The following is a 23,600-nucleotide window of genomic DNA, read 5'->3' as shown; positions in this document are numbered from 1 at the left end:
GGCGCAATAGCATGAGCCCACAAGAACAATTCTTGATGGGGAGGATCATCCATGAATCGCCTTGCAATCGGACTGTCGATCGCCACCGCTTTTGCCGCCGGATGCGGCGCAACCCACCTGCTGCGGCCGGCGCTGGCCACGGAGAATATCACTCCGCAGATCATCCACACTGGCGAGATGGAGGGCGACGCGCTCGGGAACGCCAATGCCGTCGGCTTCCGTTCCAAGATGTTCGCGAGTGCCGACGGCGCCACCATCTCGATCCAGGTCGGCAATGTGCCCAAGCACATGCATCCCAACACCAACGAGATCCAGTATATTTTGGAGGGCACCGGCACGATCTGGTTCGGCGACAAGGAGGTCACAGTGAAGCCGGGCGACCTCGTCATCATCCCGAAGGGGACGCCGCATGGCGGCACCAAGCCGATCAGCGGACAGGTCAAGGCGATCGCGATCAAGACGCCGCCGCAGGCCCCCGACGACACCAAGTTGCTGGATTGATCGATCCGGGGCTCGCGCGGCGCGCGGGCCCCTTGCGGCCTAGCCGCGTCCGTCCACGGTCGGGCGCCAGACCAGCAGTCTCCGCTCCACCAGCGTCACACCAAAATCGATCAGAATGACGAAGGCCGACAGCACGAACATGCCGGCGAACACCCCGGCGACATCGAATACGCCCTCGGCCTGCTGAATGAGATAGCCGAGCCCCGCCGCCGATCCCAGATATTCGCCGACGACCGCACCGACCACGGCAAAGCCCACCGACGTGTGCAGGGAGGAGAACATCCACGATAGCGCCGAGGGCCAATAGACGTGCTGCATCAGCTGCCGCTCGCTCATGCCAAGCATGCGACCATTGTCGAGCACGGTGCGGCTGACCTCCTTGACGCCCTGATAGACGTTGAAGAACACGATGAAGAACACCAGCGTCACGCCGAGCGCGACCTTGGACCAGATGCCCAGTCCAAGCCACAGCGCGAAGATCGGCGCCAGCACCACACGCGGCAGTGCGTTGACCATCTTGACGTAGGGATCGAACACCGCGGCGACCAGCGGCTGGCGCGCGAACCAGAAGCCGATCAGCACGCCACCGGCCGATCCGATCACGAAGGCCAGGATCGATTCCGTCAGCGTGATGCCGAGATGCTTCCAGATCACACCGGACGAGAACCATTTGACGATCTGGGCGAAGACGTCGACCGGGTTGGAGAAGAAGAACGGCGGCAGCAGGATCTTGCCGAACACGGGCACGGTCGACAGCAATTGCCACAGCGCGAGGCAGACCACCGCGACCAGCACTTGCAGCGAGAGCAGCGTCAGCCGCGACATCACACCGCCTCCGCCGCTTGCGTGGACTGCGCATAGCCCTTCATGACCTCGTCCTTGAGCACGCTCCAGATCTCGCGATGAAGCGCATGGAATTCCTTGTCCAGGCGCACTTCAAAAATGTCGCGCGGGCGCGGCAGGCTCACGCGCCAGTCGCCGATGATGCGGGAGGACGGCCCCGCCGACATGATCACGACGCGGTCGGCGAGCGCGATCGCCTCTTCCAGATCATGAGTGACGAACAGCACGGCCTTGCGGTCGGCGTTCCAGAGGTCGAGCAGCAGGTTGCCCATCACCTGCCGGGTCTGCGCATCCAGCGGCCCGAACGGCTCGTCCATCAGAAGGATCTTTGGATCGCGGATCAGCACCTGCGCCAACGCCACGCGCTTGCGCTGGCCACCCGAGAGCATGTGAGGATAGCGGTTGGCGAAGGCACCCAAGCCGACCGAGGTCAGCCACTTTTGCGCCCGCGGCAGCGCCTCGCTGCGCGGCGTGCCGCTGACTTCGAGCCCGATCGCGACGTTGTCGAGCGCGGTTTTCCAGGGGAACAGCGCATCGGCCTGGAACAGATAGCCGGCATCCCGGTTCAGCCCGGCAAGCGGCTGGTCGAATATCCTGACGCTCCCGGCAGCCGGCTTCAGCAGCCCGGCCGCGACGTTGAGCAGCGTCGATTTCCCGCAGCCGGTTGGGCCGACGATGGCGACGAACTCGCCCTCTCCGACCGTCAGATTCGCCTTCTCCACCGCCGTATAGACCCGCTCGTCCCCCAGCCGGAACGCGACCTTGGCATCTTCCAGCGCCACCGCCGTAGGCGTCGTCATGTATTCCCTCCAAACTTGGCCCGATGCCTTAGCCGCTCGCGCAGCCAAGTTCAATCAAGCCGCCAAGCGTGCTACGCATGGGCCTCGTCATCCCCTGCCCCACGGGCGGGTTAGCGCAGTGAGCCCGCCCGATGCGATCCAGGCCGATGATTGGCTATGCCCACGTCACCAAGAGCTTCGGCGCGCTCAAGGCCGTGGACGATGTGTCACTCGACATCGCCGAAGGCGAGTTTATCGCCGTCGTCGGCGGCTCGGGATCGGGCAAGACGACGCTGCTGCGGCTCGCCAACCGCCTGATCGAGGCGGATGGCGGCACGATCACGGTCGAGGGCCACGACGTGCAATCCGTCGATCCGGTCGCGCTGCGGCGCCGCATCGGCTACGTCTTCCAGAGCGGCGGGCTGTTCCCGCATCTGAGCGTGGCCGACAATATCGGGATCACGCCAAAACTGCTCGGCGTCCCGGCGGCGGATATCGCAACGCGGATCGATGAGTTGCTCGAGCTCGTGCAGCTCGACCGGGCCGCGCATCGCGAGCGGTTGCCGGACGCACTCTCGGGCGGCCAGCGCCAGCGTGTCGGCGTGGCGCGGGCGCTTGCGGCAAGGCCCCGGATCGTGCTGATGGACGAGCCATTCGGCGCGCTCGATCCCCTCACCCGCGATGCACTCGGCGACGATTTTCGCGAGCTGCACCGCAAGCTCGGCCTGACGACCGTGATGATCACCCACGACATGACGGAAGCGATCCTGCTCGCGGACCGCATCGCCGTGATGCGCGGCGGGAAGCTGCTGGCGCAGGGCACGCCAGTGGAGCTCTCGAACAGCAAAGACGCCTACGTACTGGAGTTGCTGCGGACGCCGCGTCGCCAGGTCGAGCGATTGAACGCGCTGCTGCCACAGAGCGGGGCGGCATGAGCCTTTTCACCGATCCACGCTGGGGCGAGGCGCTGGCGCATTTGCCCGACTATCTCGGCAACCACGTCCGGGTGAGTCTCGCCGCACTTGCGCTCGGCCTGATGGTCAGCCTGCCGCTGGCGATCCTGACCCGCAACCGCCCCACGCCGCGCGCCGTGCTGCTCGCGCTCGCCAGCATCGTGCAGACGGTGCCCGGGCTGGCGCTGCTTGCGCTGTTCTATCCCCTCCTGCTGCTCGCGGCCTCCGTGACGCTGGCCTGGTTCGGCGTCTCGTTCTCCGCTTTCGGCTTCCTGCCGGCGATGCTGGCGCTGGCGCTCTATTCGATGCTGCCGGTGCTGCGCAATGGCATCACCGGCCTCAACGGCATCGATCCCGCGCTGATCGAGGCTGCGAAGGGTGTCGGAATGACCGCACCGCAGTCGCTGGTGATGGTCGAACTGCCGCTGGCTCTCCCGGTGATGATGGCTGGCATCCGTACCGCCGCAGTGTGGGTGATCGGCACCGCGACGCTGTCGACCCCGATCGGGCAGACCAGCCTCGGCAATTACATCTTTGCCGGGCTCCAGACCCAGAACTGGGTGTTCGTGCTGTTCGGCTGCTTTGCCTCGGCTCTGCTGGCGCTCGCCGTCGATCAACTGCTCGGCCTGATCGAGAGCGGCCTGCGCTGGCGCAGCCGCGTGCGTACAGCGCTTGGCGCGGCCGGGATCGCCGCACTGGTCGCCGCGACACTGGTGCCGACGATGGGGCGCTCATCACAGAGCTATGTCGTCGGCGCCAAGACGTTTGCCGAGCAATATGTGCTGTCGGCGCTGATGCGGGACCGGCTTCAGGCCGCCGGTCTCTCCGCCGTTGCACGATCCGGTCTCGGCTCGAGCGTGATCTTCGAGGCCTTGAAAGCCGGCGACATCGATCTCTATGTCGATTACTCCGGCACGCTCTGGGCCAATCAGCTTCACCGCACGGACATCAAGCCGCGCGCGGAGCTGCTGGCGGAGCTGCAAACGGCGCTTGCGAAGGAGAACATCACCCTGCTCGGCGAGCTCGGATTCGAGAACGCCTATGCGCTGGTGATCCCGAAGAAGCGCGCCGAGGCACTTGGCATCCGCACCATCGCCGATCTCGCCGCGCAGGCTTCGACCCTGTCGATCGCCGGCGACTATGAGTTCTTCTCGCGACCCGAATGGGCGGCGCTGCAAAAGGCCTATGGCCTCTCGTTCCGCGCCCAGCGCCAGATGCAGCCGGACTTCATGTATGCGGCCGTCGCCAGCGGCGAGGTCGATGTCATCGCGGGCTACACCAGCGACGGGCTGATCGCAAAATACGATCTCGTTGCGCTCGACGATCCCAGGCACGCGATCCCGCCCTACGACGCCATCCTGCTGCTGGCCCCGAAACGGGCCGGCGACGAGCGGTTGCAGGCCGCACTGAAACCGCTGCTCGGCAAGATCGACATCGCGACCATGCGCGAAGCCAATTTACGCGCCGCCGGCAATGATGCGAATTCGTCGCCGGATGCGGTGGCGAAATGGCTGTGGGAGAAGGTGGGGAAGTAAGTTGCCCTATGTCCCGTCATCCTGAGGTGCGAGGCGTGCGCTGCGAAGCAGTGCGCGAGGAGCCTCGAAGGATGAACGGCCGCGATGCAGCCGGGCCGTCGCCCTTCGAGGGCCGCTGAAGAAGCGGCCACCTCAGGGTGACGGTGATGACGACTACAACCCTCTGATCATCCCCGCATCGATCAGCAGCCGGTTCAGCCGGCGCGCTTCGGCCCCGTCCTTGCAACCGTAGAATATGCCCTTGCAGCGGAGCATGATCTCCTTCTGCTCAGCGAAGGACGGATCGAGCGGGATGCCGGCAGCTTCCTGGATGACCAGCGGCAGATACGGGCCATCGACCGTGTCCATCACGGCCTCGCTCTTCACCGGCTCGAAATTGACGGCGTCGATCGCGTAGTAGGTCGCGTAAAGACGTGGGTCGTAGGCGTCGAGCTTCTTGCCGAGAGCGCCCTCGTCGAGCCCGGGCTCGAGGATAGCAGGCGCGAATTCCGGCTGGTGATCGCCGTAGCGCACGATCAGGAAGGGCTCGCCGGGAAATTTCTTCTTCAGGCTCGCGAGAAAAGCCTTGTATTGCTCGGCGCTCATCGCCTGCCGGCGCAGATATTCGTCGATGGAGGGCACATTGCCCGGTGCGCGCCAGTTCGGCAGCAGATCCGGGCGGAAGCGCGTCTCCCAGGGGAAATGATTGGCGCCGAGATAGATGAAGGTGAACAGCGGCTTGTTCGGCGTTCGCTCACCCATCAGCCGGAGCGCCTTGTCGTAGAAGAAGCTATCCGGCTCGACATCCTTGGCGCCGAGATCCTTGGAATCGAGGAAGCGTTCGATGCCGGTCGTCACCTGAAAGCTGCGCGCGGCCATGAAGCCGCCATGGGCGGGGTAGAGCGACATCGTATCGTAGCCGCAGCGGCGCAGCGCCAGCGGGAGACCGCGCTCGACGCGGCCCGTCGCGATGCGGGTCACGAAATAGGCGAAGCGGCCGAACGAGCGCGACGACAACCCCGCGAGCACATTGTATTCGGTGAACCAGCTCGGCCCGCCATTGCTCTCGGCCAGAAACGCGCGCTCCTTGCCGTCCCAGGATTTGAAATGGCTGCCGTAGCCCGGCGGCACCTTAATGCCCTGCGCAGCGCGGATGTCGAAGCTCGATTCATCATGGATCATGATGATGTTCGGCCGCCGGCCGGCGGGATGGCAAGCATCGACCAGCGGCATGTTGAGCCGTTCGTTGGTCGAAGCCGTCGACTCCATGAAGCCGTATTGCGCGAAGTCGGAGACCGCGCTGACGCCGGAGCGGAAGAACTTCGAGAGATAGCCGTCGTCGTAATAGCCGCGCCAGGCCTCGTCCGGATGATAGAGCGAATAGCCGACCAGCGCGGCGAGGCAGGCGAGCTTGCAGGCGAGCGCCGGCAGCCTACGGATGCGGAATGGGTCGAGCCACCATAGCGCATACATCAGCGGCAGCGTGACGAGGCCGGCCCCGATCACCGACCAGCGCAAATTCGGGAAGATCGTGAACAGGAACGCCACCGTGTCGCGGTCGATCATCATCAAGTCGATGAAGTTCACCGTCATCTGCACGACGTCGTGCTTCAGCCGTGATAGCAGCACCAGCACCACGACCAGGGTCAGCGACAGCGCACCCGAGAGCGCCGGTCGCCGCAGCAGCATGATCCAGAAGAAGTTGAGGATGCCCCAGGCCAGCACGAAGGAGAGCCGTGCGCCGAAATCCGTCTCGGTCTCGTACATCAGGACGAGCGCAGCGAGATGCGGCGCCGCAACAGCGAGCAGCCGCCAGATGCCGAGCGCGGCGACGCTCGCCAGTACGGCGGTCGTGGCAGAAGGACCTGGATTGGGCGCGGACGCCATCGACGACACGCAACTGCTGGTCCGGCACGGTGATGCCGAGCCGGCTGACCGGGCCTGCGGCGTTCGGCGCAGCCGGAAGGCCTGCACCGTGTCATAAAACTGTAATTGAACGGTCACGGACAAGCAACGCGTGTCGCGATCCGACCTTCGCTTAATGTTAGCGGAAGCCGATTGGTCTCCGCGCCCAACTCCTCCCCAGGGAAATCCCGCAGTGCAGAACCGACTTGCCGTCTAGTCGAGGCCCTCGACGCTGACCAGGCGGGCAGAACTGCAAGCGTCCCGGACCGCTTTGAGTCCCTGGTAGGTCGCGCCTGTGTAGAACGCCTCCCAGGCTGCGACGGATGGGAATTCCAGCAGAACGATCCTGCGGGGCTGCCAATCTCCCTCGTAAACCTTGTGGGCGCCCCCGCGCGCCAGATATCTGGCTCCGGCGGCTTCCAGGGCGGGCTTCACGCCCAACATAAAGCTTTGGTACTGCTGCAAATCCCTGATCTCGACGTCAAAAATCACATAAGCCGGCATCTTCAAGACGCTCCCACGATCGGAAATCGATCACCTGTCTGGCAATGGTCTCACCTCAGAGGCTCAGCCCTGCGGCAGCAGCCCGAGCCGCTTGGCGATGATGCGGTCGACCACACGCTTGGGCAGCGTAGCCGTCATCAAATGTCGCATCCGGTCCGGCGTGATCTGGTAGCGAACCTTGGGCCTCTCAGCGGTGAGCGCCTCCAAAACGACCTCGGCGATCCGCTCGGCCGGCAGCCCGGTCTCGCCGAGCTTCATCATGAACGTCATGACCTTGTTCAACGCCGGCAGATAAGGCGAGTTCTGGTAGACCGAGAGATCGATCTGTTCGGCCTTGCTCCAGATCGGCGTCTTGACTGCGCCAGGGGCGACGATGATGACGTCGATGCCGAACAGCATCAATTCGCGGCGCAAGCTCTCCGACAGGCCTTCGATGGCATGCTTGGAGGTGCAGTATGGCGCCAACAACGGATTGCCGTTCTTGCCGGCGACCGAGCTGATCATCACGATCCGGCCCTTCGGCCCCTTCAGCGACGGGTCGGCGCCGAGCAGCGGCCCGAAAGCCTGCGTCGCGATGACAGGGCCGATGACGTTGATGTCCATCTGGCGCCGGAAATCATCGGCCGACAGCTCGAGCACGGGACCGGCGACCGCGACGCCGGCATTGTTGACGAGACCGGCCAGCGTCTCGCCGCTCAGCGCCTCGCGGACTTTTCGCGCAGCCGCGAGGACCGCCGCCTCGTCGGTGACGTCGAACAGCAGCGGCGTGAAGTTTGCGCCGAACTCACCCGTAAGCCGATCCGCATCGGCCTGCTTGCGGACACTGCCGAAAACACGGTAGCCGCGCCCGACCAGAAATTTAGCAATGGCCCAGCCGATGCCGGTGGACGCGCCGGTGACGACGACGGATCGCATGATCTTTCCCCCCAAGAGCTCCCGCGATCATGCAGGGGAAAGGTGCCGGGGCGCAATGCCGCCACCGGTCAAGGAGACGCCGCAGATGTCAGTTCTTAAGGTGAAGCGAGGCGCGAAGGTCGCGACGTGAGATGATTGCATCATGAAGATATGGATTAAGAGCGGAATCCTTGATCCTGAAACCGCTGGGTTTTTGAGGATCGGGAGCTTCTGAAAAATCCTGAGAAACAACGCGAGACCAAGAATGTGGTTTAAGCGTCAGTTCTTCGTGCTCAGAAAGCACTTCGGCTCGCGAAGAATTTGAATGAAGCAGCAATGCTTCGCGCGAGACAGAAAGAGCGAGATCGCTGGCTGCGATCTCGCTCGAATATAGTCGCGAAGATTTAAGAATTGGTTTGGCGAGCGAAGCTTGTGTTTTCGATCGCGTGTCCGGACGCGGCGTAACCGATACGCCGCATCCGAACGACCGCGAGTTAGTTCTTGCTCTTGTCGACCAGCGCGCCCTTCTTGATCCAGGGCATCATGTCGCGCAGCTTGGCGCCGACTTCCTCGATCGGGTGCTCGGCGAGCTTGGCGCGGGTCGCCTTGAACGAGGTCTGGTTGACCTTGTTCTCGAGCATCCAGTCGCGGGCGAACTTGCCGGATTGGATGTCGTTCAGAACCCGCTTCATCTCCTTCTTGGTCTCGTCGGTGACGATGCGCGGACCGGTGACGTACTCGCCGTACTCGGCGGTGTTGGAGATCGAGTAGTTCATGTTGGCGATGCCGCCTTCATAGATCAGGTCGACGATCAGCTTCACTTCGTGCAGGCACTCGAAATAGGCCATCTCCGGGGCGTAGCCGGCTTCGACCAGGGTCTCGTAGCCGCCCTTGATCAGCTCGACCAGGCCGCCGCAGAGCACAACCTGCTCGCCGAACAGGTCAGTCTCGCACTCTTCCTTGAAGGTGGTCTCGATGATGCCGGCGCGGCCGCCGCCGACGGCAGAGGCGTAGGACAGGCCGAGGTCGTGGGCGTTGCCCGAGACGTCCTTGGCGATCGCGATCAGGCAGGGCACGCCGCCGCCGCGCTGGTATTCCGAACGCACGGTGTGGCCGGGGCCCTTCGGCGCGATCATGAGAACGTCGAGATCGGCGCGCGGGTCGAGCAGGTTGAAATGGACGTTGAGACCGTGCGCGAAGACGAGGGCGGCGCCCTTCTTCATGTTGTCGTGCAGGTGCTCGCGGTAGATGTCGCCCTGGAGCTCGTCCGGGGTCAGCATCATGACCAGGTCGGCCCATTTGGCGGCCTCGGCGACTTCCATCACCTTGAAGCCGGCAGCTTCCGCCTTCTTGGCCGAGGCCGAACCCTTGCGGAGCGCAATCGCCACTTCCTTGACGCCGGAATCCTTCAGGTTCAGCGCATGGGCGTGGCCTTGGCTGCCATAGCCGACGATGACGACCTTCTTGCCCTTGATCAGGTTCAGGTCGGCGTCGCGATCGTAATAAACACGCATGGTCGTTTCCTCGTTCAGGGGCCGGAATCGGCCGTTGGTCAGGTATTGTCAGTCAGGTCTCGGATGGTGAAATTTGCGGATTTCGGGGGCTGTCTAGAGCATTTTCGGCCCCCTGGGAAACCCGTTTCTGCATGGAAAACTGGGGCATCATGCATCCATGACCACGGGGTAGAGCGACGCCAGCAGCAGGATCGCCATCAGGACGTTGAAGGCGCGGACCATCCGGACGGAGGTCAGGACCGGCCGCAGGGCGGTGCCGAAGAAGGCCCAGACCACCGTCGAGACCGTGCCGACGAGCAGGCTGATCAAGGTCTGGATCGCGATGTTGAGCGGGAATTGGGCGATAGCCGCATAGGCGGTGATAGTGCCGATCACGATCACCCAGCCTTTTGCGTTGATCCATTGGAACATGGCGGCCCCCAGGAAGGTCATCGGGCCGCGGCCGTCTCCCTCGCCCGGCTTGGCCGGACCCGAGAAAGCGATCACGGCGGCCAGGTAGAGCAGGTAGGCGGCGCCGGCATATTTCAAGATGGTCTGCAGGATCGGATAGGCCAAGAACACCGTGCCAAGCCCGAGGCCGACCGCTGCAATCATGAAGGCGAAGCCGATAACGACGCCGGCGATGTGGGGAATGGTGCGCCGGAAGCCATAGGTCAGCCCCGAGGACAGCAACATGATGTTGTTCGGCCCAGGCGTGAAATACATCACGGCCATGAAGGCGAGGAAGCCATACAGCAGCGATTGGGACATGCTCACCTCACGCGGCCTTCGGCTGTGGTTTTGTGGAGTACCGCCTGGGGGCGCTTCGCCAGCACCATCACCGCGATACCGCCGATCACTGTGAGCATGCCGGCGAGGCGCAGCGGACCGAACCGCTCGCCGAACACGATGCTGGACGCGGCCGAGCCGACGAACGGCACCAGCAGCGCGAACGGCACCACCTGTGCGGGGGGATAGTCACGCAGCAGCCGGCCCCACAGCCAATAGGCGATGCTGGTGGAGATGCCGCCGATCAACAGCAGGCAAATGAGTCCGGTGAGCGACATGTGGATCAGCGACTGCCAGGTCGGCGTCGGTCCATTGACGACCAGCGTGAGCGCGAACAGCGGGACCGCGGTGGCGAGGCACAACCAGGCGAACAGATCGAACATCGGCACGCCGCGGGCGCCGCGCAACAGGATATTGCCGACCGCAAAGCTGACCGGCGCGATCATCAGCACGGCGAACGCACCGACGCTGAAATCATAGCCGACCGTGCCGCAGATCATCAAAAGACCGATTGCTGCGATGACGATGCCCAGCGTCTGCACCGGCGTCGGCCGCTCGCCGAATGCGATCGCGGCAAAGCCGATGGTGAACAGCGCCTGGCTCTGCACGACGACGCTGGTCAGCCCCACCGGCACGCCATGGGCGATGCCGTAGGCCTGGCTCAGAAACTGGCCGAGAAAGAGCGTGAAGCTGATCGCAATCAGCAGCGACCAGGCGACCTTCGGCTTACGAATGAACAGGCAGGGGACCGCCGCAATGGCGAAGCGCATCGCCGTCATCAGCTCCGGCGAAAATTCGTCGAGCGCGATCCGGCTCGCCACGAAGGCAAGCCCCCAGATGATCGCCACCAGGATGGCGATGAGGATGTCGGCCGGCTTCATTGTCGTTCCCGGTTCTGCCCTGTCGTGCAGCCCTGTTTGTTGTTCTGGTCAAGCCTTGCTCGCCGGCCTTTACGTGGAAGAATTGGGTTTCCGAAGCAGATAAGTGCCGTGCATCGGGGCGTGGTAATCGGCCGAGACCAGCGTGAAGCCGACGTCGGCCAGCATCCGCTCCATGACCCAGCCAAAAGTGGAATACTCGTCGCGCATGTGGGTGACGACGCTTTCACGCGGAACATCGTGGTTCTTGATCTCAAAGTCGGCCCATTGATCGACGTCGCGCTCGACGGCATCGGGCATCGAGGCGTAGACGATGTCGCGCAAATAGAAGGTGGCACCGGGCTTGAGCGCGCGATAGATCCGTGACATCGCCACCGCCTTCCAGAAATCCGGCAGATGGTGCAGCGTGAACTCGCTGACGATCAGGTCATAGGATTCCGGCCGGTAGGCGAAGCTGAGCAGGCCGGCGGACTGCGTGCGCACGGGCGCCTTGCGGTCGCGCGCGTAGATCTCGGCGAGCGCCAGCATCGCGGGCGAGATGTCGATGGCGTCGACCTCGGCGCCCATCAGCGCAGCCTCGGTCGCGAGCACGCCGTTGCCGCAACCGATGTCGGCAATGCGCCAGCCGCGCTGGACGCCAAGCATCTTCAGCGCGGCGCGCGCCCGTAGATCGGCATCGTCATGACTGTCGTAGATCGACGCCACCGCAGGCCCGATCCCCATCCGATTCCGCTCGTTGTAGTACCAGTCGCGCGCCAGCATGACTCACATTCCTTCAGGCCCGCGGCCAATCGCGGCAACACCGGTGCGCGACACTTCGACGAGGCCAAGCGGACGCATCAGGTCGATAAACTGATTGATCTTGTCGGTATTGCCTGTGATCTCGAACACAAAGCTCTCGGTGGTGGCGTCGATCACGCGGGCGCGGAACGCGTCCGCCAGCCGCAGCGCCTCGACGCGATGCTCGCCCTGCCCGCGCACCTTGACCATCGCAAGCTCGCGCTCGATCGAGCGTTTCGTCAGCGTCATGTCGACGACGCGATACACAGGTATCATGCGGTCAAGCTGATGCTTGATCTGCTCGATCACCATCGGCGTGCCGGTGGTGACGATGGTGATGCGGGAGAGATGCTTCTGGCTTTCGGTCTCCGAGACCGTGAGGCTCTCGATGTTGTAGCCGCGCCCCGAGAACAGGCCGATGACGCGCGCGAGCACGCCGGGCTCGTTCTGCACGAGCACCGAAAGCGTGTGCGTCTCGTTCGGGTCGTGGCGCTCCTCGATGAAATAGGCGGATGCGGGCTGGTTCATTGTCGTCCCCTTCATTCTCGTCGTTACGCCGTCGCCCGATGAGCGACCGGCGCATCCGTTCCGACCCAACCGCGGAACAGATCGAAATCGATATTGCCGCCGGACAGCACGAGACCGACGCGCTTGCCCGACAATCTTTTCTTTTCCTGAAGCGCCGCAGCGAGCGCGGCGGCGCCGGCGCCTTCGGCGAGATTGTGCGTGTCGGTCCAGAGCGCACGGATCGCGAGCGCGATCTCATCGTCCGTCACCTGGACGATACGCGAGGCGCCCTTGAGGATGACCGCGAGCGCTTCCGGATCGGGAATCCGCGTCGCCATGCCGTCCGCGAGCGTGTTGCTGGTCTCGGTCGTCACGACGTGGCCCGCCGCAAACGACAGCGCGTAGGACGGCGCCTCGGTCGACTGCACGCCGACGATCTCGGTCTTCAGGCCGAGCAGATCGCGCGCCATGATGCAGCCGCAGATCCCCGAGCCTTGCCCGATCGGCACATAGAGGATGTCGAGATCCGGCGCGGCCCGGAACAATTCGAGCGCATAGGTCGCCACGCCCAGCACCAGGTCCGTATGGAACGACGGCACCATGTGCAGCCCGGCAAACTGCGCGTGGCGTCCGGCTTCCTCGCGTGCGGCTTGAAAGTCCTCGCCATGCTCAACGAGCTCGGCGCCAAACGCCTTCATCGCCCGGTTCTTCTCAACCGAATTGCCGCGCGGCACATAAATCACGGCAGGCACGCCATGGCGGCTCGCCGCAAAGGCGAGGCTCTGGCCATGATTGCCGCGCGTCGCCGAAATGATGCCCGGAATGTTCGGCCGTTCGCGCTTCAGCCGATCGAGATAGACGAGCCCGCCGCGCACCTTGAAGGCGCCCGTCGGCGTGTGGTTCTCGTGCTTGACCAGAACTTGCGTGCCGAGCCGCTCGGCGAGCAGCGGCCAGGCGTGCGCCGGCGTTGCCGGCACCGCCTGCCCCACGATCGCATGTGCGCGTTCGAGCTCCTTCAGGTCGAACATTTTACCTTCCCATCAACCATCTCTCGCGACTGTCATCCCCGCGAAGGCGGGGATCCAGTATTCCAGAGGCCCCCGAGGGCGATCGAGAGGCCGCGGCGTACTGGATCGCCCGGTCAGGCCGGGCGATGACAGCTGAATTTGTGACGATCACGCTCACACCAGCGCCTTGCCGCCGGCGAACGCCTTTGCGGTGGCTTCGTCGTTCGCCTGCTCCGGCAACAGCATCTCGTTGTGCGCCTTGCCGGAGGGAATCATCGGGAAACAGTTTTCGAGCGACGCGACGCGGCAGTCGAACAGCACCGGGCGCTTGACCGAGATCATCTCCTGGATGGCGCCGTCGAGATCGCCGGGCTTGTGCACCTGGATGCCGACCCCGCCATAGGCTTCCGCGAGCTTGACGAAGTCCGGCATCGCCTCCGAGTAGGAATGCGACAGGCGGTTGCCATGGAGCAGCTGCTGCCACTGCCGCACCATGCCCATGTATTGGTTGTTCAGGATGAAGATCTTGATCGGCAGCTCGTACTGCACCGCCGTCGACATCTCCTGCATCGTCATCTGCACCGAGGCATCCCCCGCGATGTCGATGACGAGGCTGTCGGGATGGGCAACCTGCACGCCGACCGCGGCCGGCAGGCCGTAACCCATGGTGCCGAGACCGCCCGAGGTCATCCAGCGATGCGGCTCCTCGAAGCCGTAGAACTGCGCGGCCCACATCTGATGCTGGCCGACCTCGGTGGTGATGTAGGTGTCCTTGCCGCGCGTCGCCTCGAACAGGCTCTGGATCGCATGCTGCGGCAGGATGACGTCGTTGCTCTTCCTGTAATAGAGCGAGTTGCGGGCGCGCCACTGCGCGATCTGCTGCCACCACGCCTTGATGTCGGGCTTCTTCGCCTCCGCCTTGAACACCTGGAGAATGTCGCCGAGGATGTTGCCGCAGTCGCCGATGATCGGCACGTCGACGCGGATGTTCTTGTTGATCGAGGACGGGTCGATGTCGATGTGGATCTTCTTCGAGCCCGGCGAGAACGCGTCGACGCGGCCGGTGATGCGATCGTCGAAGCGCGCGCCGACGCACAGCATGACGTCGCAATCATGCATGGTCATGTTGGCTTCGTAGGTGCCGTGCATGCCGAGCATGCCGAGCCAGCTCTTGCCCGACGCGGGATAGGCGCCGAGGCCCATCAGGGTCGAGGTGATCGGGAAACCGGTGACCTCGACCAATTCGCGCAGCAGCCTGGTTGCCTCGGGGCCGGAATTGATCACGCCGCCGCCGCTGTAGATCACGGGGCGCTTGGCGCCTGCGAGCAGCGCCACGGCCTTGCGGATCTGCGTCGCATCGCCCTTCACCCGCGGCGCGTAGGAGCGATGCACGTCGGATTTGCGCGGCGGATGATAGGTGCCGGTTGCGAACTGCACGTCCTTGGGCACGTCGACGAGCACCGGGCCGGGTCGACCCGTGGTCGCAACGTAAAACGCCTCGTGCAGCACCTTGGCGAGATCGTTGACGTCGCGCACGAGCCAGTTGTGTTTGGTGCAGGGGCGCGTGATACCGACGGTGTCGCATTCCTGGAACGCGTCGTTGCCGATCAGATGCGTCGGCACCTGGCCGGAGATGCAGACCAGCGGGATCGAGTCCATCAGCGCGTCGGTGAGCGGCGTCACCATGTTGGTGGCGCCGGGGCCGGAGGTCACCAGTGCAACGCCCGGCCTGCCGGTCGAACGCGCATAGCCCTCGGCGGCGTGGCCCGCGCCCTGCTCGTGGCGGACCAGGATGTGCTGGACTTCGCTCTGCTGAAAGATCTCGTCGTAGATCGGGAGCACCGCGCCGCCGGGATAGCCGAAAATGTCGGTCACGCCATGATCAATGAGCGCGCGGACGATCATCGCGGCGCCGGTCATCTGGTTCGGATCGTGGCTCTTGTCGCTCATTGGCTTGCTCCGGATGCGCTGTTGTCAGCGGCTTCGTTCGTCTCGGGTTCGGGAAATAAAAAAGGCCCCGAAGAGGGACCCATGCACACCGCCTGTCATGTGGATGGCAGCTAGCCACCCCCGGCGGTGTGCCTGGGTACGACGGCGATAAGGAGTTTGGTAATAATGTTACGCATGGCAGGTGCCCGGCTTCCCAAAGGTTGCGCGAAACATAGCGGCCGGCGCCCCGATGTCAAGGCAATGCGGCCGTTCCCGCGCGATTTTGCCAGTGTAGCGGTGTTCCCGGGGTTGAGCGAGAGGTAAATTCGCGACCCGAGGCACAAAAGCGTGTCAGCCGGAGCCCCGTGCCGCATTCACCATCGCCGCCCGCCAGCCCGTCGTCTCCTCCGGCTTCACCCACTCGAATTCGGGCAATTGGTGCCGAAACCAGGTGAACTGCCGCTTGGCGTAGTGGCGGGTGTCGGCGCGGCCGATGGTGGCCGCCTGCTCCAGGCTGAGCTCTCCGCGCAGATGCCGGATCAGCGCCGGCACGCCATGAGCCTTCATCGCCGGCAGCAGCGGATCGAGATTTCGGGCGGCGAGACGCTCGACCTCCTTCAGCGCGCCAGCGCCCAGCATGGCGTCGAAGCGGGCGTCGATGCGGGCATAGAGCTCATCGCGCTCGGGGGCGATGAACACGGCGCGAAAACTGTCCTTCGGCAGCAGCGGCGGCTGGCCCTCATGGTGCCAGTCCAGCAGCGAACGGCCGGTGGCTTCGACCACTTCGAGCGCGCGCGCAATGCGCGTGCGATCGCGCAGGTTCAATCGTTCGGCGGCTCGAGGATCGGCGGCTGCGAGTTCCGCGTGCAGCGCCTCGACGCCGTTCCGCTCCAGCCGCGCCCGAACGTCCTCGCGCACCTCGGCGGGAATTGGCGGTACCACGGAAAGGCCCGCCGTCAGCGCCTTGAAGTACAGCCCGGTGCCGCCGATGAAGATCGGCAGGCGGCCTTCGGCTTGCGCCTCTTCAAGCGCCTTCGCCGCGTCGCTCACCCAGGCACCAGCCGAAAAATTCACGGCCGCATCGACATGGCCGTACAGGCGATGAGGCACCTGCGCCTCGTCGCCATCTGTGGGACGCGCGGTGATGATGCGGAGGTCGCGGTAGACCTGCATGGAATCGGCATTGATCACGACCCCGCCCGCAGCGAGCGCAAGCTCCAGCGCCAGCGCCGACTTGCCGCTGGCGGTCGGGCCTGCGATAAGCACCGCCTTGCCAACATGCCTTCTGCCGACTTGCCCCTCGCTCACGAAAACCTCACATGTCCCTCGTCGCCACGCTGATCTGCAACCCGAATAATCCCGCGCTCGACTCGACCATCGTCGACGGCGCCCGCGCTGTGCTGCCTCAGGCAGCTCCCGCGCACTGGCTGTTCGACGGGGTTGCAGTCGATATCCCCTTCGGTGCCGACAGTAACCTCGAAGGCGACCGTCACGCCATCGAGCAGCGGCTCCGCGAGCTTCGCGGCGACCTGCCCATCGACATCGTCGTGCAGCCAGTCGGCTTCCGGCGCAAGAAGCTTTTTCTCGCCGACATGGATTCCACCATGATCGGCCAGGAATGCATCGACGAGCTCGCCGATTTCGTCGGCGTGAAGGCCCATGTGGCCGCCATCACCGAACGCGCGATGCGCGGCGAGGTCGAGTTCGAGCCGGCGCTGCGCGAGCGCGTCGCGCTGCTCAAGGACCTCCCCGCCAGTGCCGTCGACGAGGTGCTGGCGAAGCACATTACACTGACCCCGGGTGGCCGCGAACTGGTCGCGACCATGCGCGCCCATGGCGCCTATGCCTGTCTCGTCTCCGGCGGCTTCACGCTGTTCACCAGCGCGGTCGCCACCAGGATCGGCTTCCAGGAGAACCGCGCCAACGAGCTCGTGGTCCGCGACGGCAAGTTCACCGGCGAGGTGAAGGAGCCGATCTTGGGGCGCGCTGCAAAGCTCGCGACCCTGGTGGATCTGATGGAGTCGTTCGATCTCGACGACATCGACTCGCTGGCGGTCGGCGACGGCGCCAATGATCTCGCGATGATCCAGGCGGCGGGACTGGGCGTGGCGTATCATGCGAAGCCCGCGGTAGCCGCGGCGGCGGCGGCGCGGATCGACCATGGCGATCTCACCGCGCTGCTGTATGCGCAGGGGTATCGACGCGAGGAGTTCGTGGAGGCTTAGTCTCCTCTCCGCTGTCATCACCCGCGAAAGCGGGTGATCCAGTTTCCAGAGACAGGGCGAGGATACGGAAAAGCCGCGGCGTACTGGATGCCCCGCTTTCGCGGAGCATGACAGTGAACGTGTGGCGACTCGGTCCTTACTGCACGCTCAACGCCACGAAGCGCAGCTCGCCGTCGGCGTTCGACACCAGCAGCAGCACCGATTTCTTGCCGTCCTTCTTGAGCTGGTCGACCCGTTTCTGAATGTCGGCGCCGCTGGAAACGCCCTCCTGCGCGACTTCAACGATGACGTCGCCGGCAGAGAGGCGCTTCTCGGCGGCATCCGAATTGGCATCGACATTGGTGACGACAACGCCCTTGACGGTGTCCTTGATCTTGTAGCGTGCACGCAGATCCTTGCTCAGCGCCGCGAGATCGAGGCCGAGCGCCTTCTGTGTCACAGTCTTTTCAGGCGCGGGCTCGTCGGTCTTCACTGCGGCCTGCACCTTCTCGGGATCCTGCAACCGGCCGAGCGTGACCTTCTTGGTCTCCTCCTGACCCTTGCGGATGATGACGACGTCGACTTCCTTGCCGACCGCCGTGTCGGCGACCACGCGAGAGAGATCCTTGGGGTCCTTGACGTCCTTGCCGTCGAACTTGACGACGACGTCGCCGGGCTCGATGCCGGCCGGCTTGGCCGGGCCCTTGTCGTCGATGCCGGCAACCAGCGCACCGCGCGGCGGCTTGATGTTCAGGCTCTCGGCGATCTCGTCAGTGACGCTCTGGATGCGCACGCCCAGCCAGCCGCGGCGCAATTCGCCGAACTGGCGGAGCTGGTCGACGACACCCGCGACCGTCTTTGACGGTACGGCGAAGCCGATGCCGATCGAGCCGCCGGAGGGCGAGATGATCAGCGTGTTGACGCCGATGACGTCGCCATCGAGGTTGAACAGCGGACCGCCGGAATTGCCGCGATTGATGGAGGCGTCGGTCTGAATGTAGCTGTCATAGGGACCCGAGGAGATGTCACGGTTCTTCGCCGAGACGATACCGGCCGTCACGGTGCCGCCGAGGCTGAAAGGATTGCCGATCGCGACGACCCAGTCGCCGAGGCGCAGCTTGTCGGAATCGCCGAACTTCACCGACACCAACGGCTTCGACGGCTTGAACTTGAGCACGGCAAGGTCGGTCTTCTTGTCGACGCCGACCAGCTCGGCCTTGATCTTGGTGCCGTCGTTGAGGATGACGTTGATCTCGTCGGCGTCCGCGATGACGTGGTTGTTGGTGACGACGACGCCTGATGTGTCGATGATGAAGCCGCTTCCGAGCGAGTTGGTCTTGCGCGGCGCCGGGCTGTTCTCGCCGCCCTTGCTGCCGCCGCCGGGACCCTTGCGATTCTTGAAGAAGTCGTCGAAGAACTCCTCGAAGGGCGAACCGGGCGGCAATTGCGGCATGGCATTGCCGCCGCCCCCGCCCTTGGCTTCGACGGTCTGCGAGGTCGAGATGTTGACGACCGCGTCGATCACCTTTTCGGCGACGTCGGCGATGCCATCCGGTCCGCGCGCATAGGCCGGTGTGCCGAGTGCGCTGAAAACGCCAAAGGCGAGCGCGGCCAGCCCTAAGCGCAAACGGGTCGGGGCAATGGTGGCAGCGGTCATTGTGATCTCCAGGAAACAAGGATTCGACGTCAAGACTGCGCTCGAACGGGGGGACGGCGCAAGCGCGGACCTTAACGGGCCTCAAGACCCGGATAATAAGGCGAAAACCGGTCCCTCGCCTTCACTTTGGCGTTGGTGCGACGGTTAAATTGGACGTCGCATAACCCAGATCAGGATCAGGCCGGCCACGGCCGAACCAATGCCGACCGCCCGCAGGATATTGTCCGGTGTGGCCATCGCGCTTTTCATGGCCTTGCGCATCCAGGCCGGGCTTGCCGCGAACATCAAGCCTTCCAGCACGAACAGGATGCCCAAACCGATGAGGAAGTCGGTGAACGCAATGGACCTCATCGGATTGGAACCTCCCGTTGTGCTGTTCTTGTCTGGACGAAGGGCGGCCAGACCTGCCGCCCTTGTCTCACTTACGGCTTCGCCGGCGTCGTGGTCGCCGTCTTGCCGGACGGGTTACCAAAGAACCGGAAGAAATCCGAGTCCGGCCGCAGCAGGAAGCGGGTGTCGTTCGCGCGCAGCCCGGTCTCATAGGCCGCCATCGAGCGGTAGAACGCGAAGAAATCCGCATCCTTGCCGTAGGCTTCGGCGAACAGACGGTTGCGCTCGGCATCGCCGACGCCGCGCGTCTGCTCGGCCAGCGACCTCGCATCCGCCTCGATCACGGTCGCCTCGCGGTCGGCCTTGGAGCGGATCTCCTGTGCCTTCTGGCCGCCCTGCGCGCGGAACTCGGCGGCTTCGCGCTCGCGTTCCGTCTTCATGCGCAGATAGACCGCCTGACTGTTCTGCTCCGGCAAATCAGCACGGCGGATCCGGACGTCGACGACCTGGATGCCGTAGCCGTCGGCCTCGTGGTCGAGCTGATCGCGGATGCGCTGCATCAGCTTCTCGCGATCGTCGCGGACCACGTTGATGAAGGTCACCTCGCCGAGCACGCGGCGCAGCGCCGCGTTCAAGAGCGTGGTGAGCTGGATGTTGGCGGCCTGGATCGATCCGATGCTCTGATAGAAGCGCAACGCGTCCTTGATGCGGTAACGCGCGAAGGCGTCGACCACGAGCCGCTTCTGGTCGGACGCGATCGCTTCCTGCGACGGGTTCTCCAGATCGAGGATGCGCTTATCGATGTTGATCACCGAATTCCACGGCGCCTTGAAGTGCAGGCCGGGAGCGGTGACCACGTCGACGGGCTTGCCGAACTGCAGCACGATGGTCTGCTCGGTCTGCGCCACCGTGAACAGGGACATGTAGCCCACGATCACGACGAGCAGGAGGCCGAGCAGCGTGGCGATGCCTGTAACCGGAGATCTCATCGGTTGCCTCCGGTCGTCTGCTGGCCGGCTGCAGGTGGCCGCTTGGTCGTCAATTCGCTGAGCGGCAGATAAGGCACGACGCCCTGGCCCGACTGGCCGCCGTCATAGATCAGCTTTTCCGAGCCGCCGAGCACGCGCTCCATCGTCTCCAGATAAATCCGTTCACGCGTCACGTCGGGCGCCTTCTTGTATTCCTCGTAAACCTTCAGAAAGCGCGAGCTCTGGCCCTTGGCCTCGGCGACCGTCTGCTCCCTGTAGCCTTCGGCCGCCTGCATGATCTGCGCCGCACGTCCGCGTGCCTGCGGCACGACCTGGTTGGCATAGGTCTGCGCCTCGTTCTGCAACTGCTCGAGGTTGGCGCGCGCCGCCTGGACGTCGCGGAAGGCGTCGATCACCTGAGCCGGCGGGTCGACCTTCTGCATCTGCACCTGACTGATCTGAATGCCGGCGCCGTAGCTGTCCAGGGTCTTCTGGATCAGTTCCTGCACGCCTTGTTCGGTGACGTTGCGCGCGCCGGTCAGGATCGGCTGGATCTGCGAGCGGCCGATCACCTCGCGCATCGCGCTCTCGGCGACTGCCTTCACGGTGCCTTCGGGATTCTGGATGTTGAAGAGGAAATCGCCGACGCCGTTGGGCTTGATGCGCCAGAGCACGGTGAAGTCGACGTCGACGATGTTCTCGTCGCCGGTCAGCATCAGGCTCTCTTCCGGCACGTCACGAATGGAGCGGCCGCGCCGTGCCGGATCGTCGATCAGTGTCATGCCGATGGAGATGGTGGAAACGCGCAATGCCTTTGGCAGCAGCACTGTCTCGATCGGATAGGGCAGATGATAGTTCAGGCCGGGCTCCACGGTGCGGACATGCTTGCCGAAGCGCAGCACGACGCCGAGCTCTTCGGACTGCACCCGGAAGAAGCCCGACAGCAGCCAGAACGCGACGATGAGCAGCACGATCAGCGTGATGCCGATGCCGGAGAAATAGCCACCCGGCATGATCTGCTGGAGGCGATCCTGGCCGCGCCGCAGAAGGTCTTCCAGATCCGGCGGCCTTGGCCCGACCGGTTGCGGGCCGTTGCCCCATGGTCCCTTCGGACCCGAGCCCCATGGGCCACCGCCCTGATTCTTCCACGGCATTCGACGCTCTCCTCGGCAGGGTGAAATTGCCCCCGCCCGCTTTGTCCGGTCCGGCTTTATAGGGGACAGGCAGGTCCCTTACAACGCAGCCCTCGCCGCCCTCCGAGCTAAGCTCGGGGGCAGAAAAGTCAATGTTAACATTGGCAAATGCGGTTAATGGCCCACCCGCCGACGATATGTCACATAGGAGTAGTCGGCGCTGTCGTGGGGGCCGGCAGGATGACGGATGCGCTCAACCTCATCCCACTCCGCCCTGTTGATGTCGAAATGCGTGTCGCCTTCGGGGCGCGCATGCACTTCGGTGATTTCGAGACGATCGGCGCGATCGAGCCATTGCCGGTAGATTTCGGCACCGCCAATCACGGCGATCTCGGCGACCGAACGCCGCAGGGCATCGCCGCGCGCGATGGCGTCTGCCTCGGCGGTCGATGTGGTGACGATGGCGCCAGCGGCGCGGTAATCCGCATCGCGCGTGACAACGATATTGGTGCGGCCCGGAAGCGGCCGGGGCAGGGATTCGAAGGTCCTGCGGCCCATGATCACGGGCTTGCCGATCGTGAGCGCCTTGAAGCGCGCCATGTCGGATTTCATTCGCCACGGCATCGCGTTGCCGGCCCCTATGACGCCGTTCTCCGCGATCGCGACGACGAAGACGATCTCCATCAGGACGCGCTCCCGGCAAGCCGCGTCAGCGCCGGACCGGTGACGCGGCACAGCGTCCAATCATCAAGCATGACGGCACCGAGCGATTTGTAGAACGCGATCGACGGCGCGTTCCAGTCGAGCACCGCCCATTGCAGCCGCGACCAGCCGTTCTCGACGCATTCCCTGGCAAGGTACACGAGCAGAGCCTTGCCGAGGCCCCTGCCCCGATGCGACGGCCGCACATACAAATCTTCGAGATAGATGCCGTGGCGGCCGCTGAACGTCGAGAAATTAGCAAACCACACCGCGAAGCCGACCGGCTCACCGTTCCACTCGGCGAGGGCGCAATGGACTTGCGGTCGCCCGCCGAACAGTGCGTCGGCGATCATCGCCTCGGTCGCCTCGACCTCGTGCGAGAGCTTTTCGTACTCGGCGAGCTCGCGGATGAAAGCGAGTACCAGCCCGGCTTCGCCGGGACGCACACGGCGAATATTGAGCGACATCGGCGTCAGACCGCGACCGCGGCCTTGATGTGCGGATGCGGATCGTAGCCGACGAGTTCAAAGTCCTCGTATCGGAAGGAGAAGATATCCTTCACGTCGGGGTTGATCCGCATCACCGGCAGCGCCCGCGGCGCGCGCGTGAGCTGGAGCTTCGCCTGCTCCAGATGGTTGGAATAGAGATGGGTGTCACCGAACGAATGCACGAAGTCGCCGGGCTTCAAGCCCGTGACCTGCGCCACCATCATGGTAAGCAGCGCGTAGGAGGCGATGTTGAAGGGCACGCCGAGAAACACGTCGGCCGAGCGCTGATAGAGCTGGCACGACAGCTTGCCGTTGGCGACGTAGAACTGGAACAGGCAGTGGCACGGCGGCAGCGCCATCTTGTCAACTTCGGCCGGATTCCAGGCCGAGACGATCAGGCGGCGCGAGTCCGGGTTGCGCTTGATCATGTCGATCACGTTCGCGATCTGATCGATGCTGCGTCCGTCTGGCGCGGGCCAGGAGCGCCACTGATGGCCGTAGACGGGCCCGAGATCGCCATGGGCGTCGGCCCACTCGTCCCAGATGGTGACGCCGTTGTCGCGCAGATATTTGATGTTGGTATCGCCCTTCAGGAACCACAACAGCTCATGCACGATCGCCTTCAGCGGCAGGCGCTTGGTGGTCAGCATCGGAAAACCGGCGGACAGGTTGAAGCGCATCTGATGGCCGAACACCGACAGCGTGCCGGTGCCGGTCCGGTCGGTCTTTTCGGCGCCGTCTGAAAGAATCCGCTCGAGCAGGTCCTGATACTGGTGCATGTGCGTGAGCCTTTGGGGAGGCGGCGAATTTAGCGGCCGCCCCCGCGCTGCGACAGCGGCGAT

General features: G+C 64.3%; 24 protein-coding genes. 4 read left to right on the top strand and 20 right to left on the bottom strand.

Features of this window, described 5'->3' with window-relative positions; all coding sequences use genetic code 11:
- Positions 1-51 precede the first annotated feature (51 nt).
- Positions 52-501, top strand: a complete 450-nt coding sequence (locus ABIC03_RS21195) for a cupin domain-containing protein (RefSeq protein WP_354060698.1) — start codon at positions 52-54, stop codon at positions 499-501.
- Positions 502-540: 39 nt separating this feature from the next.
- Here the strand turns inward: ABIC03_RS21195 and ABIC03_RS21190 are convergent, their stop codons facing one another.
- Positions 541-1,326 (bottom strand): ABC transporter permease, encoded by a 786-nt coding sequence (locus tag ABIC03_RS21190; protein ID WP_354060696.1) that lies wholly within the window; start codon positions 1,324-1,326, stop codon positions 541-543.
- Positions 1,326-2,144 carry an ABC transporter ATP-binding protein gene (locus ABIC03_RS21185; protein ID WP_354060694.1) on the bottom strand — a complete coding sequence of 273 codons (819 nt, stop codon included), beginning with the start codon at positions 2,142-2,144 and terminating at the stop codon, positions 1,326-1,328. Before ABIC03_RS21185 ends, ABIC03_RS21190 begins: the two co-directional genes overlap by 1 nt.
- 131 nt (positions 2,145-2,275) lie before the next feature.
- On the opposite strand from ABIC03_RS21185, the gene ABIC03_RS21180 reads away from it, so the two are divergent.
- Positions 2,276-3,058: an ATP-binding cassette domain-containing protein gene (locus ABIC03_RS21180; RefSeq protein WP_354060692.1), complete on the top strand. Its 783-nt coding sequence runs from the start codon at positions 2,276-2,278 to the stop codon at positions 3,056-3,058.
- Entirely contained in the window at positions 3,055-4,611 is a 1,557-nt protein-coding gene (locus tag ABIC03_RS21175) for a glycine betaine ABC transporter substrate-binding protein (protein WP_354060690.1), read from the top strand. Before ABIC03_RS21180 ends, ABIC03_RS21175 begins: the two co-directional genes overlap by 4 nt.
- A gap of 153 nt (positions 4,612-4,764) precedes the next feature.
- Here ABIC03_RS21175 and ABIC03_RS21170 read toward each other — a convergent pair whose 3' ends face one another.
- The 11 genes from ABIC03_RS21170 to miaA all read right to left on the bottom strand — a co-directional run bounded on the left by ABIC03_RS21170 (position 4,765) and on the right by miaA (position 16,584).
- Positions 4,765-6,477 carry a sulfatase-like hydrolase/transferase gene (locus ABIC03_RS21170; protein ID WP_354060688.1) on the bottom strand — a complete coding sequence of 571 codons (1,713 nt, stop codon included), beginning with the start codon at positions 6,475-6,477 and terminating at the stop codon, positions 4,765-4,767.
- A gap of 231 nt (positions 6,478-6,708) precedes the next feature.
- Positions 6,709-6,999 (bottom strand): DUF1330 domain-containing protein, encoded by a 291-nt coding sequence (locus ABIC03_RS21165; protein ID WP_018454346.1) that lies wholly within the window; start codon positions 6,997-6,999, stop codon positions 6,709-6,711.
- Between the two features lie 63 nt (positions 7,000-7,062).
- Positions 7,063-7,914 (bottom strand): SDR family oxidoreductase, encoded by an 852-nt coding sequence (locus tag ABIC03_RS21160; RefSeq protein ID WP_354060686.1) that lies wholly within the window; start codon positions 7,912-7,914, stop codon positions 7,063-7,065.
- Positions 7,915-8,387: 473 nt separating this feature from the next.
- Positions 8,388-9,407, bottom strand: coding sequence for a ketol-acid reductoisomerase (gene ilvC, locus ABIC03_RS21155; RefSeq protein WP_148740630.1), 1,020 nt, complete (start codon positions 9,405-9,407; stop codon positions 8,388-8,390).
- A gap of 147 nt (positions 9,408-9,554) precedes the next feature.
- Positions 9,555-10,157, bottom strand: coding sequence for a LysE family translocator (locus ABIC03_RS21150; RefSeq protein WP_354060683.1), 603 nt, complete (start codon positions 10,155-10,157; stop codon positions 9,555-9,557).
- A 2-nt stretch (positions 10,158-10,159) separates the two neighbouring features.
- Positions 10,160-11,056, bottom strand: coding sequence for an EamA family transporter (locus ABIC03_RS21145; protein WP_354060681.1), 897 nt, complete (start codon positions 11,054-11,056; stop codon positions 10,160-10,162).
- A gap of 69 nt (positions 11,057-11,125) precedes the next feature.
- Complete coding sequence (locus ABIC03_RS21140) at positions 11,126-11,815, bottom strand: class I SAM-dependent methyltransferase (protein WP_473319136.1); 690 nt, start codon at positions 11,813-11,815, stop codon at positions 11,126-11,128.
- A 3-nt stretch (positions 11,816-11,818) separates the two neighbouring features.
- Complete coding sequence (ilvN, locus tag ABIC03_RS21135) at positions 11,819-12,361, bottom strand: acetolactate synthase small subunit (RefSeq protein WP_007613340.1); 543 nt, start codon at positions 12,359-12,361, stop codon at positions 11,819-11,821.
- 23 nt (positions 12,362-12,384) lie between these two features.
- Positions 12,385-13,368 (bottom strand): threonine dehydratase, encoded by a 984-nt coding sequence (locus tag ABIC03_RS21130; protein WP_354060679.1) that lies wholly within the window; start codon positions 13,366-13,368, stop codon positions 12,385-12,387.
- A gap of 153 nt (positions 13,369-13,521) precedes the next feature.
- Positions 13,522-15,297, bottom strand: coding sequence for an acetolactate synthase 3 large subunit (locus ABIC03_RS21125; protein ID WP_027570800.1), 1,776 nt, complete (start codon positions 15,295-15,297; stop codon positions 13,522-13,524).
- Positions 15,298-15,627: 330 nt separating this feature from the next.
- Positions 15,628-16,584, bottom strand: a complete 957-nt coding sequence (gene miaA, locus ABIC03_RS21120; protein WP_354060677.1) for a tRNA (adenosine(37)-N6)-dimethylallyltransferase MiaA — start codon at positions 16,582-16,584, stop codon at positions 15,628-15,630.
- Positions 16,585-16,595: 11 nt separating this feature from the next.
- Between miaA and serB the strand changes: the two genes are divergently transcribed.
- A complete protein-coding gene (serB, locus tag ABIC03_RS21115; RefSeq protein ID WP_275173499.1) occupies positions 16,596-17,501 on the top strand; it encodes a phosphoserine phosphatase SerB in 906 nt (301 codons plus the stop codon).
- A gap of 136 nt (positions 17,502-17,637) precedes the next feature.
- Here the strand turns inward: serB and ABIC03_RS21110 are convergent, their stop codons facing one another.
- The 7 genes from ABIC03_RS21110 to ABIC03_RS21080 all read right to left on the bottom strand — a co-directional run bounded on the left by ABIC03_RS21110 (position 17,638) and on the right by ABIC03_RS21080 (position 23,537).
- Complete coding sequence (locus ABIC03_RS21110; RefSeq protein WP_354060674.1) at positions 17,638-19,137, bottom strand: Do family serine endopeptidase; 1,500 nt, start codon at positions 19,135-19,137, stop codon at positions 17,638-17,640.
- 144 nt (positions 19,138-19,281) lie between these two features.
- The gene (locus ABIC03_RS21105) at positions 19,282-19,488 is read right to left on the bottom strand and encodes a DUF2065 domain-containing protein (RefSeq protein ID WP_275173497.1); all 207 of its coding nucleotides are present in this window, start codon (positions 19,486-19,488) and stop codon (positions 19,282-19,284) included.
- 71 nt (positions 19,489-19,559) lie between these two features.
- A complete protein-coding gene (hflC, locus tag ABIC03_RS21100) occupies positions 19,560-20,456 on the bottom strand; it encodes a protease modulator HflC (RefSeq protein WP_275173496.1) in 897 nt (298 codons plus the stop codon).
- Positions 20,453-21,589: an FtsH protease activity modulator HflK gene (gene hflK / locus ABIC03_RS21095; RefSeq protein WP_275173495.1), complete on the bottom strand. Its 1,137-nt coding sequence runs from the start codon at positions 21,587-21,589 to the stop codon at positions 20,453-20,455. Before hflK ends, hflC begins: the two co-directional genes overlap by 4 nt.
- Positions 21,590-21,742: 153 nt before the next feature.
- Positions 21,743-22,252 (bottom strand): dihydrofolate reductase, encoded by a 510-nt coding sequence (locus tag ABIC03_RS21090; protein WP_354060671.1) that lies wholly within the window; start codon positions 22,250-22,252, stop codon positions 21,743-21,745.
- Positions 22,252-22,737, bottom strand: coding sequence for a GNAT family N-acetyltransferase (locus tag ABIC03_RS21085; protein WP_354060669.1), 486 nt, complete (start codon positions 22,735-22,737; stop codon positions 22,252-22,254). Before ABIC03_RS21085 ends, ABIC03_RS21090 begins: the two co-directional genes overlap by 1 nt.
- A gap of 5 nt (positions 22,738-22,742) precedes the next feature.
- Positions 22,743-23,537, bottom strand: coding sequence for a thymidylate synthase (locus ABIC03_RS21080; RefSeq protein WP_354060667.1), 795 nt, complete (start codon positions 23,535-23,537; stop codon positions 22,743-22,745).
- Positions 23,538-23,600: the final 63 nt, after the last annotated feature.

This window comes from Bradyrhizobium sp. RT6a, assembly GCF_040547675.1.
In the GTDB taxonomy this organism is placed as follows: domain Bacteria; phylum Pseudomonadota; class Alphaproteobacteria; order Rhizobiales; family Xanthobacteraceae; genus Bradyrhizobium.
Note: the sequence above shows the minus strand (reverse complement) of the source record. Positions and strands in the feature narration are given on the sequence as shown.

What these genes read in the sequence shown, in the direction of transcription:
- ABIC03_RS21150 (WP_354060683.1), bottom strand. Translation starts at nt 10,157, where the DNA reads ATGTCCCAATCGCTGCTGTATGGCTTCCTCGCCTTCATGGCCGTGATG.
- ABIC03_RS21145 (WP_354060681.1), bottom strand. Translation starts at nt 11,056, where the DNA reads ATGAAGCCGGCCGACATCCTCATCGCCATCCTGGTGGCGATCATCTGG.
- ABIC03_RS21190 (WP_354060696.1), bottom strand. Translation starts at nt 1,326, where the DNA reads ATGTCGCGGCTGACGCTGCTCTCGCTGCAAGTGCTGGTCGCGGTGGTC.
- ABIC03_RS21165 (WP_018454346.1), bottom strand. Translation starts at nt 6,999, where the DNA reads ATGCCGGCTTATGTGATTTTTGACGTCGAGATCAGGGATTTGCAGCAG.
- ABIC03_RS21170 (WP_354060688.1), bottom strand. Translation starts at nt 6,477, where the DNA reads ATGGCGTCCGCGCCCAATCCAGGTCCTTCTGCCACGACCGCCGTACTG.
- hflK (WP_275173495.1), bottom strand. Translation starts at nt 21,589, where the DNA reads ATGCCGTGGAAGAATCAGGGCGGTGGCCCATGGGGCTCGGGTCCGAAG.
- ABIC03_RS21180 (WP_354060692.1), top strand. Translation starts at nt 2,276, where the DNA reads ATGCGATCCAGGCCGATGATTGGCTATGCCCACGTCACCAAGAGCTTC.
- ilvC (WP_148740630.1), bottom strand. Translation starts at nt 9,407, where the DNA reads ATGCGTGTTTATTACGATCGCGACGCCGACCTGAACCTGATCAAGGGC.
- ABIC03_RS21085 (WP_354060669.1), bottom strand. Translation starts at nt 22,737, where the DNA reads ATGTCGCTCAATATTCGCCGTGTGCGTCCCGGCGAAGCCGGGCTGGTA.
- ABIC03_RS21140 (WP_473319136.1), bottom strand. Translation starts at nt 11,815, where the DNA reads ATGCTGGCGCGCGACTGGTACTACAACGAGCGGAATCGGATGGGGATC.
- ilvN (WP_007613340.1), bottom strand. Translation starts at nt 12,361, where the DNA reads ATGAACCAGCCCGCATCCGCCTATTTCATCGAGGAGCGCCACGACCCG.
- serB (WP_275173499.1), top strand. Translation starts at nt 16,596, where the DNA reads ATGTCCCTCGTCGCCACGCTGATCTGCAACCCGAATAATCCCGCGCTC.
- ABIC03_RS21160 (WP_354060686.1), bottom strand. Translation starts at nt 7,914, where the DNA reads ATGCGATCCGTCGTCGTCACCGGCGCGTCCACCGGCATCGGCTGGGCC.
- ABIC03_RS21130 (WP_354060679.1), bottom strand. Translation starts at nt 13,368, where the DNA reads ATGTTCGACCTGAAGGAGCTCGAACGCGCACATGCGATCGTGGGGCAG.
- ABIC03_RS21185 (WP_354060694.1), bottom strand. Translation starts at nt 2,144, where the DNA reads ATGACGACGCCTACGGCGGTGGCGCTGGAAGATGCCAAGGTCGCGTTC.
- ABIC03_RS21105 (WP_275173497.1), bottom strand. Translation starts at nt 19,488, where the DNA reads ATGAGGTCCATTGCGTTCACCGACTTCCTCATCGGTTTGGGCATCCTG.
- ABIC03_RS21125 (WP_027570800.1), bottom strand. Translation starts at nt 15,297, where the DNA reads ATGAGCGACAAGAGCCACGATCCGAACCAGATGACCGGCGCCGCGATG.
- ABIC03_RS21080 (WP_354060667.1), bottom strand. Translation starts at nt 23,537, where the DNA reads ATGCACCAGTATCAGGACCTGCTCGAGCGGATTCTTTCAGACGGCGCC.
- ABIC03_RS21195 (WP_354060698.1), top strand. Translation starts at nt 52, where the DNA reads ATGAATCGCCTTGCAATCGGACTGTCGATCGCCACCGCTTTTGCCGCC.
- ABIC03_RS21090 (WP_354060671.1), bottom strand. Translation starts at nt 22,252, where the DNA reads ATGGAGATCGTCTTCGTCGTCGCGATCGCGGAGAACGGCGTCATAGGG.
- ABIC03_RS21175 (WP_354060690.1), top strand. Translation starts at nt 3,055, where the DNA reads ATGAGCCTTTTCACCGATCCACGCTGGGGCGAGGCGCTGGCGCATTTG.
- ABIC03_RS21110 (WP_354060674.1), bottom strand. Translation starts at nt 19,137, where the DNA reads ATGACCGCTGCCACCATTGCCCCGACCCGTTTGCGCTTAGGGCTGGCC.
- hflC (WP_275173496.1), bottom strand. Translation starts at nt 20,456, where the DNA reads ATGAGATCTCCGGTTACAGGCATCGCCACGCTGCTCGGCCTCCTGCTC.